Origin of the sequence: Romboutsia faecis (genome assembly GCF_014323405.1) — a bacterium.
Lineage (GTDB): Bacteria > Bacillota > Clostridia > Peptostreptococcales > Peptostreptococcaceae > Romboutsia_E > Romboutsia_E faecis.
In genome coordinates this window covers 500,632-518,056 of record NZ_JACRWE010000004.1, presented here as the reverse complement: position 1 = coordinate 518,056, position 17,425 = coordinate 500,632, and the positions used below count along the sequence as shown (strand labels likewise).

Annotated in this window: 16 protein-coding genes, 1 rRNA gene and 1 riboswitch; of the genes, 2 read left to right on the top strand and 15 right to left on the bottom strand. The window is 27.7% G+C overall.

The genetic code is table 11. The features are described from left to right. The 10 genes from H8923_RS11480 to H8923_RS17640 form a co-directional block, all read right to left on the bottom strand. Positions 1-117, bottom strand: a 16S ribosomal RNA gene (locus H8923_RS11480); the annotation flags it as partial. Positions 118-547: 430 nt separating this feature from the next. Next, positions 548-1,864: a Na+/H+ antiporter NhaC family protein gene (locus H8923_RS11475; RefSeq protein WP_153925159.1), complete on the bottom strand. Its 1,317-nt coding sequence runs from the start codon at positions 1,862-1,864 to the stop codon at positions 548-550. 75 nt (positions 1,865-1,939) lie between these two features. Continuing rightward, a riboswitch (SAM riboswitch) is annotated at positions 1,940-2,043 on the bottom strand. Positions 2,044-2,180: 137 nt separating this feature from the next. Next, positions 2,181-3,149, bottom strand: coding sequence for a glycoside hydrolase family 73 protein (locus H8923_RS11470; protein WP_153925156.1), 969 nt, complete (start codon positions 3,147-3,149; stop codon positions 2,181-2,183). A 606-nt stretch (positions 3,150-3,755) separates the two neighbouring features. After that, positions 3,756-4,811, bottom strand: a complete 1,056-nt coding sequence (locus tag H8923_RS11465; RefSeq protein ID WP_153925153.1) for an ABC transporter substrate-binding protein — start codon at positions 4,809-4,811, stop codon at positions 3,756-3,758. A gap of 26 nt (positions 4,812-4,837) precedes the next feature. Continuing rightward, positions 4,838-5,518, bottom strand: coding sequence for an ABC transporter permease (locus H8923_RS11460; RefSeq protein WP_153925150.1), 681 nt, complete (start codon positions 5,516-5,518; stop codon positions 4,838-4,840). Between the two features lie 98 nt (positions 5,519-5,616). Beyond that, entirely contained in the window at positions 5,617-6,459 is an 843-nt protein-coding gene (locus tag H8923_RS11455; protein ID WP_153925148.1) for an ABC transporter permease, read from the bottom strand. Positions 6,460-6,461: 2 nt separating this feature from the next. Then, the gene (potA, locus tag H8923_RS11450; RefSeq protein ID WP_153925145.1) at positions 6,462-7,505 is read right to left on the bottom strand and encodes a spermidine/putrescine ABC transporter ATP-binding protein; all 1,044 of its coding nucleotides are present in this window, start codon (positions 7,503-7,505) and stop codon (positions 6,462-6,464) included. A gap of 18 nt (positions 7,506-7,523) precedes the next feature. Then, on the bottom strand, positions 7,524-8,063 hold the full coding sequence (locus tag H8923_RS11445) for a helix-turn-helix domain-containing protein (protein WP_153925142.1): 540 nt from the start codon (positions 8,061-8,063) through the stop codon (positions 7,524-7,526). Positions 8,064-8,496: 433 nt separating this feature from the next. Next, the gene (gene nagB / locus H8923_RS11440) at positions 8,497-9,246 is read right to left on the bottom strand and encodes a glucosamine-6-phosphate deaminase (protein WP_153925138.1); all 750 of its coding nucleotides are present in this window, start codon (positions 9,244-9,246) and stop codon (positions 8,497-8,499) included. Between the two features lie 33 nt (positions 9,247-9,279). After that, positions 9,280-10,014 carry a GntR family transcriptional regulator gene (locus H8923_RS17640; protein WP_153925135.1) on the bottom strand — a complete coding sequence of 245 codons (735 nt, stop codon included), beginning with the start codon at positions 10,012-10,014 and terminating at the stop codon, positions 9,280-9,282. A gap of 188 nt (positions 10,015-10,202) precedes the next feature. Here H8923_RS17640 and H8923_RS11430 point away from each other — a divergent pair, with 188 nt between their 5' ends. Both H8923_RS11430 and H8923_RS11425 read left to right on the top strand, forming a co-directional pair. Continuing rightward, positions 10,203-11,042 (top strand): CvfB family protein, encoded by an 840-nt coding sequence (locus tag H8923_RS11430; protein WP_153925132.1) that lies wholly within the window; start codon positions 10,203-10,205, stop codon positions 11,040-11,042. Between the two features lie 276 nt (positions 11,043-11,318). Continuing rightward, on the top strand, positions 11,319-12,137 hold the full coding sequence (locus tag H8923_RS11425) for an alpha/beta hydrolase (protein ID WP_153925129.1): 819 nt from the start codon (positions 11,319-11,321) through the stop codon (positions 12,135-12,137). Positions 12,138-12,147: 10 nt separating this feature from the next. Here the strand turns inward: H8923_RS11425 and ybaK are convergent, their stop codons facing one another. From ybaK to H8923_RS11400, 5 genes are all read right to left on the bottom strand, one after another. Next, positions 12,148-12,630: a Cys-tRNA(Pro) deacylase gene (gene ybaK / locus H8923_RS11420; RefSeq protein WP_153925126.1), complete on the bottom strand. Its 483-nt coding sequence runs from the start codon at positions 12,628-12,630 to the stop codon at positions 12,148-12,150. Positions 12,631-12,833: 203 nt separating this feature from the next. Then, a complete protein-coding gene (locus H8923_RS11415; protein WP_153925123.1) occupies positions 12,834-14,624 on the bottom strand; it encodes an aminopeptidase P family protein in 1,791 nt (596 codons plus the stop codon). A gap of 218 nt (positions 14,625-14,842) precedes the next feature. Then, a complete protein-coding gene (locus H8923_RS11410) occupies positions 14,843-15,520 on the bottom strand; it encodes an ABC transporter ATP-binding protein (protein ID WP_153925120.1) in 678 nt (225 codons plus the stop codon). Then, positions 15,508-16,284, bottom strand: coding sequence for an ABC transporter permease (locus H8923_RS11405; protein WP_153925117.1), 777 nt, complete (start codon positions 16,282-16,284; stop codon positions 15,508-15,510). The genes H8923_RS11410 and H8923_RS11405 overlap by 13 nt, the downstream gene beginning before the upstream one ends. Next, positions 16,256-17,239, bottom strand: coding sequence for an ABC transporter substrate-binding protein (locus H8923_RS11400; protein WP_153925114.1), 984 nt, complete (start codon positions 17,237-17,239; stop codon positions 16,256-16,258). The genes H8923_RS11405 and H8923_RS11400 overlap by 29 nt, the downstream gene beginning before the upstream one ends. Between the last annotated feature and the right edge of the window lie 186 nt (positions 17,240-17,425).

Genomic DNA, 17,425 nt, shown 5'->3' with positions numbered 1-17,425 from the left:
GGTTACCCACGCGTTACTCACCCGTCCGCCGCTCTTTACCGAAGTAAATCGCTCGACTTGCATGTGTTAGGCACGCCGCCAGCGTTCATCCTGAGCCAGGATCAAACTCTCAAATAAAAGTTGATGGGCTCAGATACTGTTATATATCTGGCTTTGTTTGGTTGTTTCGAATAATTCTTTATAAGAATTAATTTTATAAATTAACCTACTGTTTAATTTTCAAAGTTCTTAACTGTTTTGTCCTTTTCTTTTGGACAAGTTATACTTTACCATCTTTATAATTTTACGTCAATACTTTTTTATAAACTTTTTTATTTTTTATTTTAAATATTTATTGATTGATATTATTATCTTGCTCATATTGGTATTTCTATATATTTTTTTATTGCCTTAATATTATCTATCATTTTTAGCTTTTTATTCATAAATATTATTATATTTATATAATTATTTCTAGATAAACTCTAAGTACTCCAATTAAAATAAAATAATAAAAAATGAGTTTCTTAAATTTATAAGAAACTCATTACTATAACTAAATTTATAATTATGCTATATTTTCACTTGTATTACTAGATTTTAATTTTGGTACGCCAAACAATATAGCAAGTATTCCAAATATACCCATTAATCCTGGATAATATAAATAAGGTATTATCTCAACTGGAGATATCGCTACTAACCCTGCTGCTGTTAATAGTTGAGCTCCATAAGGTATTATTCCTTGCCAACAAGCTGAAAATATATCTAATATACTAGCGGATCTTCTTGGATCAATTTTAAATTCATCAGAAATATTTTTAGCCAATGGACCTGCCATTACTATAGCTATTGTATTGTTTGCTGTGCACAAATCTACTATACTCGCTAATGCTGCTATGCCAATTTCTGCACCTTTTTTAGATTTTATTCTGCCGCTTATAAAATATAATATAAAGTCAATTCCGCCATTAAGCTTTATAAGTTCCACTAACCCACCTATAGTTATTGATATCATGGATAACTCAAACATTCCTGACATTCCTACATTTATAGACTCTATTGCTCCAAATAAATCAAATGAGCCTGTGTATATTCCCACTAATGAAGCAAATATTGTTCCTCCACTAAGTAAAACAAAAACATTGATTCCTAATAATGCACCTATTAATACTACTAAATAAGGAACTATCTTAATCAATTCATAAGTATAAACCTCATTTAATTCAACATTATAGCTTGATGTTTTTACTGCAATTAATATTACTGTTATTATCGCTGCTGGTAATACTATTGAGAAATTAACTTTAAATTTATCTTTTAACTCACACCCTTGCGTTCTAACCGCAGCTATAGTTGTATCAGATATCATTGATAAGTTATCTCCAAACATAGCTCCACCAACTACAGCACCTAATACTAGTGCTACAGGTATTCCAGTTGCTTCAGCAACTCCTATACCTATAGGCGCTATTGCTGCTATTGTCCCAACTGATGTTCCCATTGATAATGAGATAAAGCATCCTATAAGGAAAAGTCCAACTACTACTAAATTGGCTGGTAATATAGATAAACTTAAGTTTACTATAGAATCAACTCCTCCTATAGTTTTAGTAACTGTACCAAATGCACCTGCTAACAAGAATATTATACACATAGATATAATATCTGAATTTCCAGCTCCCTTACAAAATACATCCATCTTTTTATTCATACTTTCTTTTCTATTCGATAATAATGCTACTGCTGTTGATATTATAAACGCTACAAGTACTGGCATCTTATAAAAATCACCTGTTATAATTCCTGATCCTACAAATAATAGTAAAAATACAGCTAATGGCAGCAATGCATATAAACTACCCTTTTTTCTTTCATTTTTCATATAATCACCTCTTCTAACTCAGTTTTAATAAATTATTAAAGCCTGAGTATAAACTCAGGCTTACTTATCCAATAATGTTTATCTTCCAGTAAAATACTGCAGGATTTAGCACCTTTACATATAATTATGCTGGTTGCTGGGTTTCAATGGGCCAGTCCCTCCACCTCTCTTGATAAAAGTATTCTCTATTAACTTTACAATAATTTTACGATATTTTATTACAAAAGTCAACTTATTTTTTAAATTTTCTTAAATTTTACAATAATTAATCAAATCATTGTTTTTTATAAATTTTAGTTACTAATTAATATATAACTTACTCACTTTGATATAACTCACAATCTACAAGCTGTAAATTATATTTTCTTATAAGATCGATAAGCATCTCTGCATATATCTTATTCCCATTTTTATCTTCTTTAGTACTATAACCCGCATCCTCTAGTGCTTGAGCTTGAGAAGTATAATGTTTCGCAGAAAACAATCCACTCTTTTCATATCTAGGATTTTCTTTTAAAAATTTCCCATGATCTTCTATTGATTCATCAATAGAAGTATATGACCTAAAAGCAGCTACAATTGTATCATCATAATTCTCAGATGTAGTCATATTAATACTTCTACCACTCCAAGATGAGTCAGCCTTTATTCCAAATAAATTATTTCCACTTTTAGCTAATTCTGAATTTCCCCATCCAGACTCCAAGATACATTGCCCTATAGTTATAGATGGTAAAACTCCATATTCTTCATAATTTTTTATAGCTATACTTTTTATTTTATTTATAAAAACAACTTCAGGACTCTTTTCATTTAATCTTTTATTGCCTAAAAACACATATGATAATTTTTTTAAATTGTTCTTAACCTCTGATTTTTGACTTTCAGTAAAATTATGTTTTTCTAAAACTTCGTCTAAATTATTTAGTGTGTAATTCCATTTTCCAGATCTATCTTTAGAGTATTTTATAAACTTTTTAGCTCTACTTAAAGCGTCACTCTTTTTTACATTACTTAAATCATCATCGTATATAGTCAAGTCTATAGCAAGTAGCTCTTTCCAATTAAGTTGTATTTTCCCATTACCTACTTCATCTGCTATGTCCATATAAAATTCTATTTTAGAATCCTCTATATTTTTTGACATATACATTTCTTTTACATATTTTAATCCTGCTATTAAAACCAATATAAATAAAAAGACGAAAAATATATAAAATATCCTTTTCATCTTTTTATTTTTATTTTTTCTTCCTTTTAGATGTTTAATTTTTTTCTTCCCCATAACCCCTCCTTATAATTCTCTCCTAGCTTTATAATACTATAGTTATATATAAGTTTCTTTACTTTACGATAAATAAAAATCGAACAATGTTATCTAAGCACTAAATATAATATATCTTGTAACTTTAAATCTATTATAATCATATTATTTATTAAAATACTATATTTTTGAAAGGGAGGCTTTTGCGTCATGCCCCAAAATAATTATAAAGAATTTGTATTTTGTACTAAATGTAATCATTACCCTTGCTATTGCAAGAAACCTGAAGTTATAAATAGATATAAATGCCCTGCTAATAATTATAATACTACAAATAGAAATAATATTAATAATAACTGTTCTACTTTACAAAACCCTTATTCAGTAAACACTATGTGTTACAATAAGTGTTGTAAAAAAAGACCTAGAAGACAAAGTAATAAATTTAACAAAATAAATTATAGTACAAACAATTGTATCATTAGTAAGTCTAATATGAACAGTTGTAATTCTAATCGCAGAAGAGGCTTTTGTGGTTTAAGCTGGTTATTGCTATTCCTATTTTTCTTATAAAAACAAAAGCTATAATCATAGAGTTTATCTCTTTGATTATAGCTTTTGTTTTATCTATTCACATTTGACTTCTATCCATGCATTATCATATAATCTTAATGTATTTACATCTAAGTCAGAAAACACTTCACTTTTATCAATTATTTCTTGAGAAGGATTCATAATAGGATCATCTATATAATCTTCTCCTAGTATGTCTATCGCTCCTGTATTAGGTGTAGAGTACCAAATATATTCAACATTTACAGCAGCATTTTTTGGATCTAACATAAAGTTTATAAACTGTTCTGCGTAATCTTTATTTTCAGCTGTCTTAGGTATACACATAGCATCTATCCATCTATTTGTTCCTTCTTTTGGAACTGAATAAGCCAAATCATCATTACTTTCTATTAATGTAATTGCATCTCCTGAATAAACTATTCCCATAGCAGCTTCACCTGCTACTAGTCTATCTTTTCCATCATCATTAACATATGATTGAACTATAGGCTTTTGTATCATAAGCTGTTCTTTAGCTTCTTCTATTTCTTTTTGATCAGTTGAATTCATAGAATATCCTAATCTTTTTAAAGATATACCCATACTATCTCTAACAGAGTCAAGCATTTGAATTTCACCTGCATATTTTTTATTCCAAAGTACATCCCAGCTTTTTACATCTTCTTCATCTACAATGTTTTTGTTATATACGATTCCAAAAGTTCCCCATAAATAAGGTACACTATGCTTATCGCCTTTATCATAATCCGCATTTCTGAAATCTTCATCTATATATTTATAGTTAGGTATATTACTATAATCAATTTCTTCTAGCATATTTTCATTTATCATTTTTTCAACCATATAATCTGATGGGAATACCAAATCATATTTCGTACTTCCACTCTTAACTTTTTGATACATAGATTCGTTAGTATCATAAGTTTCATAAACTACTTTTATTCCTGTTTCCTCTTCAAACTTAGTTATTAAGCTTTCATCTATATAATCACCCACATTATATATATTGAGAACTTCATTAGATGGCTTAGAAGTACCACATCCAACTAATAATGTAGAGGCTAGTGTAAATATCGTAGCTAAAGATATAAACTTTTTAGACTTCATATTCACCCTCCTCAAAATAATTTATCTTAATTGTTTATTACTGTTTTTTTATCTCCATTTACATTAGCTAAAATTAACAAAGCTAATACAACAACAAACATAATTGTTGATAATGCATTAATCTCAGGACTTATTCCTCTTCTAGTCATAGAGTATATTTCAATAGATAAGTTACTAACACCATTTCCTGCTGCAAAGAAACTTATTACAAAATCATCTATAGACATAGTAAATGCTATTAACATACCTGATATTATTCCTGGCTTTATTTGAGGTATTATTACTTTTTGTAAAGCATACATTGGTGTTGCACCTAAATCCATTGCAGCTTCCTCAATATTAGCTGGTAATTGCTTTAATTTTGGTAAAACTGAAAGTATTACATATGGAATATTAAATACTATATGCGAAAGTAAAATAGTTTTAAATCCAAATTCCATATTAATAAATACAAACAATGTCATTAAAGATACCCCAGTTACAACATCAGGATTTAATATTGGAAGATTGTTCACACTCAATAATGTGCTTTTTAATTTCCCTTTTCTCATATTATGTATTCCAATTGCTGTAATTGTACCTATTATAGTAGCTACTAATGAAGCTATTACTGCTATAACAATTGTATAGAATAAAGCAGTCATTATTCTCTCATCTTGGAATAAACTCTCATACCACTTTAAAGTAAAACCTTCCCATTTCCCCATTGATTTAGAGTCATTAAATGAGAAAACTGCTAGTGCAAGTATTGGAGCATATAAAAATATAAACACCAATCCTAAATATATATTAGACGTTAGTTTCTTTATAATATTAATCCACCGCCTTCTTTACCAGATTCATTTCCAAATTTATTCATAAATGCCATAGACAGTAGAATTAATATCATCATAAATATAGATACGGCAGAACCAAAATGCCAATCTCCAACTGTCATAAATTGCTGTTCAATTAAATTCCCAACTAACATTACTTTTCCTCCACCTAGTAATTTTGAAATTACAAAAGTAGATACTGCTGGCATAAATACCATAGTTGTACCAGATGCTATACCAGGTATACTTAAAGGTAATATTACTTTAGTAAAAACTTGGTAGCTATTTGCACCTAAATCTTTTGCTGCATTTATTAAGTCTTTATCCATTTTTGAAAGTATCGTGTATATCGGAAGTACCATAAAAGGTAAAAAGTTATACACCATACCTAATAATACAGCTGTATTTGTATATAAAATATTTATAGGATTAAAACCTAATGTAGTAAGAATGGTGTTAATAAATCCATTTTTACCCAAGATAGCCATCCAAGCATAAGTTCTCAGTAAAAAATTCATCCACATCGGAAGTATAAAAAGTAATATTAATATACCTTGTCTACTTACCTTTGCTTTTGAAATTATATATGCTGTCGGATACCCTATTAATATACATAGTATTGTTGATACTAATGCTAACCATAGAGAACGTGCAAATACCTTAAAGAATATAGGATCCATTAATCTTTGAAAATTCTCTAATGAAAATATATATTGACCATTTTCTTCTTTTGTAAATCCAAAGAATACTATTAGAAATAAAGGAATTACTATAAATATCATACTCCATACAACATAAGGAGAAGCTAAGTATGAATTAGATTTTCTTTTCATTATTATTCACTTACCTTTTTCATTATATGGATATCTTCTGGATATATATCCATACCAAGTTCTTCTCCTACCTTGGCACTTTGAGTATTATGAATTATCCATTTTCTACCATTTTCATCAACTTCTATTTCATAATGCACACCTTTGAATACAACAGATGTTACTATTCCTATTAACATTCCTTCACTTGCAGCAGTCATTTTTATATCTTCAGGTCTAATTACGACATCTATATTTTCATCTTTATTAAATCCTTTATCTACACAATCAAAGTTCTTCCCACAGAATTCAACTTTATAATCATCATGCATAATTCCATCGAATATATTACTTTCACCTATAAATCTAGCAACAAATGCATTTTCAGGTTCATTGTATATATCTTCTGGCGTACCCATTTGCTGTATCTTACCTTTATTCATAACAACTATTGTATCAGACATAGTTAATGCTTCTTCTTGATCATGAGTTACAAATATAAACGTAATCCCAAGTTTTTGTTGTATCTTTTTTAGCTCAGTTTGCATTTCTTGTCTTAGTTTTAAGTCTAATGCTCCTAGAGGCTCATCTAGTAAGAGTACCTTAGGTTCGTTTACCAAAGCTCTCGCTATAGCTATCCTTTGTTGTTGGCCTCCACTTAAAGAATCTACACTTCTTTTTTCAAACCCCTCAAGAGCTACTAATTTAAGCATTTCTTTTACTTTTTTATCTATTTCATCTTTAGGCATTTTTTTTATTTTTAATCCAAATGCTATATTTTCATAAATATTCATATGTGGAAATAAAGCGTATTTTTGGAATACAGTATTTACCGCTCTCTCATATGGAGGAATATTATTCATATCCTTATTCTCAAATAATACCTTTCCATCATCAGCATACTCAAATCCAGCTATAATTTTTAATGTAGTAGTTTTACCACATCCACTTGGACCTAATAATGTTAAAAACTCATTTTTCTTTATATCTAAATTTAAACCATCTAAAACTGTATTATCTTCATAAGTTTTAGATATTCCCTGTAAACTTATTATATTATCTGTCAATTATATAGCACCTCTTTTCTAAAATGATGGTGGAGTACTTACCCAAACCACTCTAGCTTCCTTTTTACCAACATTAGATATGTAATGATTTGCCCTAGGCTTAAAGTAAAAACTCTCTCCCTTTTTAACCTTACTTTTTTTATCTCCTATATGCACGTATATAGAACCAGCAAGAACGTATCCAAACTCTTCACCTTCATGAGGTTTCTCTTCTTTATACTGCCCACCTGGACATAATGTTATTATTATCGGTTCCATTTGGTTTTTTTGTGAATTAGGTATTAACCATTTTAATTTATATTTCAATTCTTCATCTTCAGTTTCAAACATATCATCTTTTGTAAATGATATTCTCTCATCATCTATCTCATTAAAAAACTCTCTTAAGTTTGTTCCTAAAATTTCTAGTATATCTATAAGAGTAGCTATGGACGGTGAGGTTAAATTATTTTCAACTTGAGAAATAAAACCTTTTGATAATTCGCACCTATTAGCTAATTCTTCTTGGGTCAACTGTTTTTCTATTCTCATTCTCTTGATTTTTTCACCTATATCCATATTTACACCTCCTTATCTTCGTTATAATTACTAAACATTCAGTTTAAAATTTCTAAACAACAAAAGTTATTATATAAAATTTTATAATTAAATTCAATAGTTTTTAATTATTTTTTTCATTTTTATTTTTAGGTATATCCTAGTATTTTAAATGACTTTATAGATTAACTTAATATATTATGTTTATATTAATATTTATAAAGTTTAGTATCTCTAACTTTTTTATCTTAGTAAGTTTTCTTTATTTTTTCAATTTTAGTTTAAGAATCTAACATTTTAATATATACCTTATATTCTATCCTTATATCTTATCAATATTACACATATATCTTTTAATATTTTTAGTTCATAATTTCCAACATAAAAAACCTCTTAAAATCATTTAGGAGGTTTTTATTTTCTATATTAAATTTTAATTATAATTTAATTTCTATTATACTAATTTATAATCACTTGGATCTAACTTACTAGCTGCTTCTTTATCTAAAATCAGTACAATATCTCCATGAAATTGAAGTATTGATGCTGGTATTTCTGGAGTTATTTTTCCATGAACTGTATTGTAAACTGCATCTGCCTTACCTTCACCATAGGCTAACATCATTATTTTTCTAGCCTTAAATATAGATCCAGTACCCATCGTTATAGCTTTTTTAGGTACATTCTCTATAGATTCAAAGAATCTTGCATTTGCTTCTATAGTAGATGGAGTCAAGTCTACTAGATGAGTTCCTTTTTCAAAACTAACCGTTGGTTCATTGAATCCTATGTGCGCATTTCTACCTATACCTAACACTTGTATATCTATTCCACCTGCATCTTTTATAGCATTTTCATATGTTTCACATTCTTCATCTATATTATCTGTCATACCATTTGGTATATGTACGTTTTTAGGATTAATATTTATATGGTTGAACAAGTTCTCTTGCATAAAATAGTGATAACTCTGAGTACTTGTTATCGGCAACTTATGATACTCATCTAAGTTAAAAGTAATTACATCTGAAAAATCAACTACTCCACTTTCATACATTTCAACTAAATTTTTATACATTCCTATTGGAGTACTTCCTGTAGCCAAACCTAGTACAGAATTTGGTTTTAAAGTTATCTGACTTAATATAACTTGTGCTGCTTTTTTACTCATTTCGTCATAATCTTTACATACTAATATTCTCATGTTACCCCCCATAAACTTAAATAAATATATTTTTTAGTTAGTTAAAGCTATTTCATATTGGTACTTATCGCTTCTAAATATCGATATTGTGTATTCTATAGGATGTCCATTTTCTTCATATGAATTTCTATGTAGTCTTAAAGCTAAGCTTTTTTCTTCAATCTTAAGTATTTCTGATTCTTCTTTGGAAAGAATTATCGGCTCTATCGTCTGATTAGCTTTTTTTATTATGTAATTATAGTCTTTATGTAAAACATCATATAAAGATTTATTTACAAGCATTTCTTTTTTTAAATTATTACACATATTATCTGAAATATAAGCAATTTCAATTCCAAACGGATCGTCTTCAATATACCTGAGTCTAACTACCTTATATATTTTAGTAGTATCATCATTTATATTTAGCTTATCTTTTACAAATTGACTTGGTAGCTCTTTTTCAAAAGATAAAATATCTGTTTTTATTTTTACACCCTTTTCTCTCATAACTTGTGTAAATCCTTTTACATTAGAAAACTGATATTTCTCCTTTTTCTTTGATACAAAAGTTCCTTTACCTTGAACTCTATAAAGTATACCTTCTGATACAAGACCTACAATAGCCTTATTCACAGTCATCCTGCTTACACTCTGTATATTACAAAGTTCTCTTTCAGGAATTATTGAATCCCCTTCTTTTAGTTCTTCATTATCTATCATATCTTTTATTATATATGATAATTGTATATGCAATGGTATCGAACTATCCTTATCTACTAATTTCATTTAATCACCACTTAATTTAATATGGTATATACTAATATTGGTATATACCAATATTGTAGTACGTTTTCCTAATTCTTTCAATAATTTATTTGTATTTTGTAAAAAATATTTAATATAATATGCTTAATATGTGATATTATATTAAAATGTATATTTGTAAATAATAAATCAATAAGGAGATGCTTAATTTGATAAAAATAGGTGATTTTAATAAATTAAAAGTTAAAAGAAAAGCTAATTTTGGTTTTTTCTTAGATGGTAAAACTAATAATACTAAAGATGATATTTTATTACATAATAGATTACTTGGGAAAAATGAAATTGAAGTTGGAGATGAAGTTGAGGCTTTCATATATAAAGATTCTGAAGATAGAATTGCGGCTACTTTAATACCTCCTAAAGCTAAAGTTGGAGATATTGCGAGATTAAAAGTTGTTGCTCATACCCAAATCGGTAGCTTTATTGATATCGGTCTTACTAAAGATATCTTAGTTCCTTTCAAAGCTAGAACTTATGACTTAGAAAAAGGAGAAAGATATCCATTCTACATTTATGTTGATAAAAGTGGTAGAATAGCTGCTACTACAGATATAGATATGTACTTATCTACTGACCATGAATATAATATTGGAGATACTGTCACTGGTATAGTTTATGGATTCCAGACTAATAACTCTGCTATGGTTGTTGTTGATAATAAATATGCTGGCGTTATACTTCGCAACGAGTACTTTACAGAATTAAAACCAGGAGAAGAATTATCACTAAATGTTATAAAAATTTACGAAGACGGTAAACTTGGCCTTTCTCCTAGACAAAGTAGAAAAAAAGAATTAGATACTTTAGAAACTTCTATAATAAACTACTTAGAAGGCAATGATGGTTTTATGAGATTTAACGATAAATCTACACCTGAAGAGATTGCTACGGTATTCAATTCTAGTAAAAAGAATTTTAAACGTGCTTTAGGAGTTCTTATGAAAAAAGGTCTTATTTCTCAAGATTCAAAAGGAACTTATATAAAGTAAACTCATTAACTAAAAATACCTTAATAAATTGATACAATTTATTAAGGTATTTTTAGTTATTTACAAGTTATATTACTTTTTATTAGGCTTATAAAATTAAATACAAAATAGTATATCTATATAGTTTATTTAGCATTATTTAAACAATATTTTTAAATACATTTATAAAAATTAAAAGGTTATTTTCATAAATTATCGAATCTAAATTTAAATGTAAAAAATTTAGATTTTAATTAATGCTATTTTTTTAATAGCAATAATGAGGAGTGAGTTTTTATGAGTTTAGGAGTAGTAAATCTTTCAATTAAAGCTTTTGATGAAACTAATCTACACTATAAAAAAGATTTAGTTGATAACCCAAAAGCAGTAATTTTGATTTCACATGGACTTGCTGAACATTGCCAAAGATATGATTATGTTACTAATAAATTAAATAGTTTAGGATACAGTGTATATAGATATGATCATAGAGGTCATGGATTATCTGATGGTAAAAGAGGTCATTTGAGTAATATAAATAATTTAGTTAATGATGTAGGTACAATATTAGAATTAATAAAAAATGAAAATCTTGATTCTCCTATTTTCCTTTTAGGTCAAGATATTGGAGGGCACACATTCTTAGAATATGGTTGTAAATATAAAGACTCTGTCCAGGGCATGATATTATGCGCACCTTTGGTATGTGATACATTAGGACTTACAAAAACAGATAAAATTTCAACTGATATCTTCACATTTATACCTTATAATAATACTCACAATCTTACACATGATGTAGTTATGCAAGATTCCTATGAAAATGATCCATTAATTTTAAATAAAGTAACTTTTGGTATGTATAAATCATTAAGGGAAAGTTGTCTTAATATTATAGATGACTTGCACAAATTTAAATATCCCTGTCTTATACTTCATGGTTCTTCTGATAGTACTGTATCTCATGATGATAGTAAATTTTTATTCGATAATATACTATCTAGAGATAAAGAAATTAGAATATTGAACGGCCTTTACCATAGGTTACTTGATGAAATAGTCAAAGATGAAATTATAGATGAAATATCTAAATGGATAGAAAATAGACTGAGTTGAAATACTCAGTCTATTTTATTATATCTGCAAACTCAGCATTTATTAAACTTTGTAAATCCTGAGGCGACATTTCTATTTGGTATCCTATTTTTCCTGCGCTTACTATCATAGAACTTAAATTTTCTGCACTTTCATTTACAAAAGTTGTATATATTTTTTTCATTCCTATTGGAGAGCAACCACCTCTTATATATCCTGTAATCTTATTAATATCTTTTACATGTATCATTTCAATATTCTTTTCATTAGCAGCCCTAGCTGCTTTCTTTAAATCTAGATTTTCATGTACTGGTATTACATATACATAAAATTCTTTACTTGCACCTTGAGCTACTAAAGTCTTATAAACCTCACTTACATCTCTACCTATTTTTTTAGCTACTTCTACTCCGTCTATATGATCTTTACCTGTATCATAAGAGTGCATCTTGTAATTTATATTATGAGAATCAAGTATTCTCATAGCATTAGTTTTAACCTTTGATTTTGACATAGTTTTCCCCTTTCTAATACATATACTATATTATCCGATTATTTCCCAAGAAATTTCAATAGTAATTTATAAATTTATGTATTTATATATGCTTTTAACATATACAAATTATTCTCCATTAAAATCTTTAAATATACTACACCTATTATATTAAAATAATAAGGAGGATACTCAAAATAATTTGAGTTCCTCCTTATATTTTGCTATATAGCTCTTGTGTACTTTTTTAACCACTCTTTTTCATCTTCATTTAAGAATGGAGATATTTCTTCATAGACTTTCTTATGATAATTATTTAAATACTCTATTTCTTTTCTTTCCATAAGTTCTGGGTTAATTCCATCTAAGTCTATTGGGGCAAGAGTTACTGCTTCAAATTCCATGAATTGGCCATATTCAGTAGCTTCACCCTTTATTGTTATAAGTTCATTTTCTATTCTTATACCGTGAGAACCATCTATATAAATTCCTGGTTCATTTGTAGTTACCATTCCTGCTTCTAAAATACAACTGTCATTTCTTTCAGGAACTATCTTCCACCTAAATCCATTTGGTGCTTCATGTACATTTAAAACAAATCCTATCCCATGACCTGTTCCAGTTCTATAGTCTAATCCCATCTCCCAAAGTGGACCTCTAGCAAGTATATCTAAATTATATCCCCTACACCCATACATGAACTTAGCCATAGATAGTTTTATCATCCCTCTAGCTACAGCTGTAAAATGAGTTTTTTGAATCTCTGGAATTTCTCCTAAGACATACATTCTAGTAATATCTGTAGTTCCATCATAGTATTGTCCTCCAGAATCTACTAATAATAACCCTTCTGGCTTTAATTTATATGCAGTTTCTTTAGTAGCACTATAGTGAATTATAGCTCCATGATCCTTATAACCTGCAATAGTATTAAAGCTTGGTTCTATAAAGTTTTCTTGTTCACTTCTAAATTCTAACAATTTATCATCTATACTTACTTCATCTATATCAATTTTTCCTACATTATTTTTTACCCAATACATAAACTTAGTCATAGCAACGCCATCTCTTATATGGCACTTTCTTATATTATCCAATTCAACTTCATTCTTAACTGCTTTAAATAACATAGTTGGATTTGATTCATTTATTTTTTCTACTTCACTTGGTATATTATTGTAAATTGCATAGTTCACCTTAGATTTATCTAACAATACTTTTTCATCTATATTTATTTCTTTTACAAATTCATATATATCAAAATAAGACTTTATTATTGTATTACCTTTATTTAGCTCTACTTTCATTTCATCAGTTAGTTTATTTTCATCAATAAATAAGTATACATCATCTAAAGCAACCACTGCATAGGAAAGAATAACAGGATTATACTTTACATCTCTACCTCTTATATTGAATAACCATGCTATATCATCTAATGCTGCAATTATATGCATAGTTGATTTTTTTTCTTTCATAACTTCTCTTACTCTACTTAATTTACTTACAAAATCTTCGCCTACATACTTTACATCTAATAAAAATCCTTCTGAGTCTGACATAGATATTCTTTCCTTCCATATAATATCTATTAAGTCTTCTTCATAAGTAATCTTTATATTTTTATCCCTTAATTTTTCTTGTAATTTCTCCCCTTCATAAACAGAAATTACTTTTCCATCAAATCCTAATTTAGAATTTTCTGGCATTACTTCTTTTAGATAATCCTCTATTTCAGGAACACCTTCTAATCCTGATTTAAACAATTTTATACCACTTTTTTCTAGTTCCTTCTCAGCTTGTAAATAGTATCTCCCATCTGTCCACAAACCACCATCATCCTTAGTTATAACAGCAGTTCCAGCTGACCCTGTAAATCCAGTTATAAATTCTCTGCTTTTAAAATACTCCCCTACATATTCACTTTGATGAAAATCTGAAGATGGTATTATATAAGCATAAATTCCTTTTTCATCCATAAGTTTTCTTAATTGTTCAATTCTTTTTTTTACCATATGTATACTCCTTTTTAGTCTTAGTCAAGTTATAATTTTTAATTTCTTAAGTTCATAAATAACTTTCAACTTATTACTACTTTATAAGTAATAGATTTATTAGTATGTTAGCAAAATTAGTAAACCTAATATTATAATATAGTTTTATTTTACTTTTTTTAATATTATATACTTATTCATTAATAATTAATATACTATATCTATATCTCATATATATTTTATATCACTTCATAAAGTTCTTTTTTTGTTAAGTATTCATTATTCTCAAATATTTGCATTACTTGTACTGGAGAGTTACCTAACACAAAAATATAATCCGCTAAATATATAGCTTCATCCATATCATGAGTAACAAACAAAACAGTTCTACTTTCTCTTTTTAAAATTTCTTTTAAACTATCCATTATTATCATTTTATTCTTTATATCTATAGATTTAAATGGCTCATCCATTATAATTACTTTAGATGGGTATATAAATGCTCTAGCTATATTAACTCTTTGTCTAACTCCTCCACTTAGCATTTGAGGGTAATTATTTTTGTACTCCTCTATTCCCACTAAATCTAAGTACTTCTGACTAAGCTCCTCTATCTTTTCTTTATTGTAATGTTTCTTTACTACTAATTTTATATTTTCCTCTACTGTAAGCCAATCTATAAGCCTATCCTCTTGAAATATATAACTTAATCCTATACTTTCTAAACTAGTGAAATCATTACTATCATTAGGAATTATTCCACTTATAATATTTAAAATTGTACTTTTTCCGCATCCTGATTTTCCAACTATGCAATTCACTTTATTAAGATAAAAATCTATATTAAAGTTTTCATATACAATTCGACTATTATATTTCTTATTAATATTTTTTATACTTAAGATTATCTCTTCCATATAAATTCCCTCCTTAGAATCGGCTTTTGGCAATACTCTAGTAAAAATGAAATCATAACTACTATAACTATCCACGCAAATATCCCAGGAGTATTAAAGTTCATTTTTTCTAATTGTATTTGGGTTCCCATTCCATACTTTGGTTGCCCATATACTTCACCTGCTATAACTACTTTTAAAGCTAAAGAAAAAGTAGAACCTAATATAGATATTAATCTAAATCTAATAGATGGAATATATACTTTTATGATTTTATTATTTAGACCTATTTTATATAAATCAGCCATTTCTAATATTTCTTTATCTATGCTTAAAGTAGAATCTAATATACTGTCATATAAAATAGGAAATACCATAGCAAATCCCACTATAAAAGGGGCATTATTTTTATCAAACCATATTAAAGATAATACTATAACTATCATCGTAGGTATTGACTGTGTTATAACTGTAATAGGCTTAAGGAAATTTCTAACAAATCTACTTACATAAGAAATAATTCCTAAAGTAAGTGCTGCTATTATTGCAATAAAAAAACTAAATAAGCAACGACTTATTGAGAAAATTACATCTAAGTAAAATCTAGACGAAAATACAATTTCTTTCATACTATAGAGAACTTGATTTATCGTTGGTAAATAAATATCATTATCTATTTTCAATGCAATAATTTGCCATAAAAATAAGAGGATAGCACACGAAAGTACTATATCAATTTGATCTTTTTTTTGACTTTTACTCTCCTTTATAGAAAATACCTTCATCTGGTAACTTTCCTCCTACTGTTTTCGGCTCAAAATCGTATAGTTTTTGGTAATAATCTTCATACTCTTTTTGCATTTCTAATATTTTTACAAACTTTAAATTTGATCTTTCTATAGATTTTTCTATAACTGTTGGCTCTGTACTTACACCAAATTCTTTAGCATAAATACCTGCATCTTTTGAATTCTCATTTAACCATTTTATACTATTTGATATTTCTTCTATAAAAGCTTTTACAAACTCTGGATTTTCCTTTGCAAAATCTGATTTTATTATTAAAGTTGATTGAGGATATCCTGTTTTTGAATCACTTACTTCTTTCCAAGCGTCATTTAATCCTTTTATTATTTTAATATTTTTATTCTTCATCATCAGACCTGTCAAGGCTGGTTCTGCAACAAATCCAGTGTTTAATTTACCCGTTGCCATCAATGGTACTAATTCACTCATTGCATTTACATAATTAAAGTTTATACCTTCGGTATTTATATTTTTTTCTTTTAAAATCGTATGTACCGTTATATCTGGTGTTAAGCCCTTACCTGTATTTCCAACTTCTTTTCCTACTAAATCACTGAAATCATTTATATCTTCAGTAGATACTAAATAAAAAGAACCCATTCCCACAGTCCCTAATATTTGATAATTAGAAGTTTTATTATATGCTATTGCAGCCATATTCGATGGAACAACAGCTATATCTGGCTCTTCTTTCATTACTGTTGTCGAAAGTGAATCACTAGTCGCTTCTACAGAATAACCTATTTTATATCCTTTCACAATATGTGGATTTTCTTTTGCTAATTTAGACAAAGATATCGCTGGCAATCCATCTGGTGCCACAACTTTTACATCCTTAGTTTCAACTATACTCTCTTCTTTAGTCTGATTACATCCAACTAAAGTAGTTACTCCTATAATGATTGATAATAACAACGTTATACTTTTCTTCATTCTCCTACCCCCTTTTAATTTTCTACATTATTCTGTTTTATTTTATAATTCTCTTATTTTATGAAATATTCCTTCATTATAAATAATTCAATATAAACAAAAAAGGAATTATCTCAATTAAATAATCTATCCTTAAAATTATTGTTTAATTCTATAGATTACTATCATTGAAATAATTCCTATTAT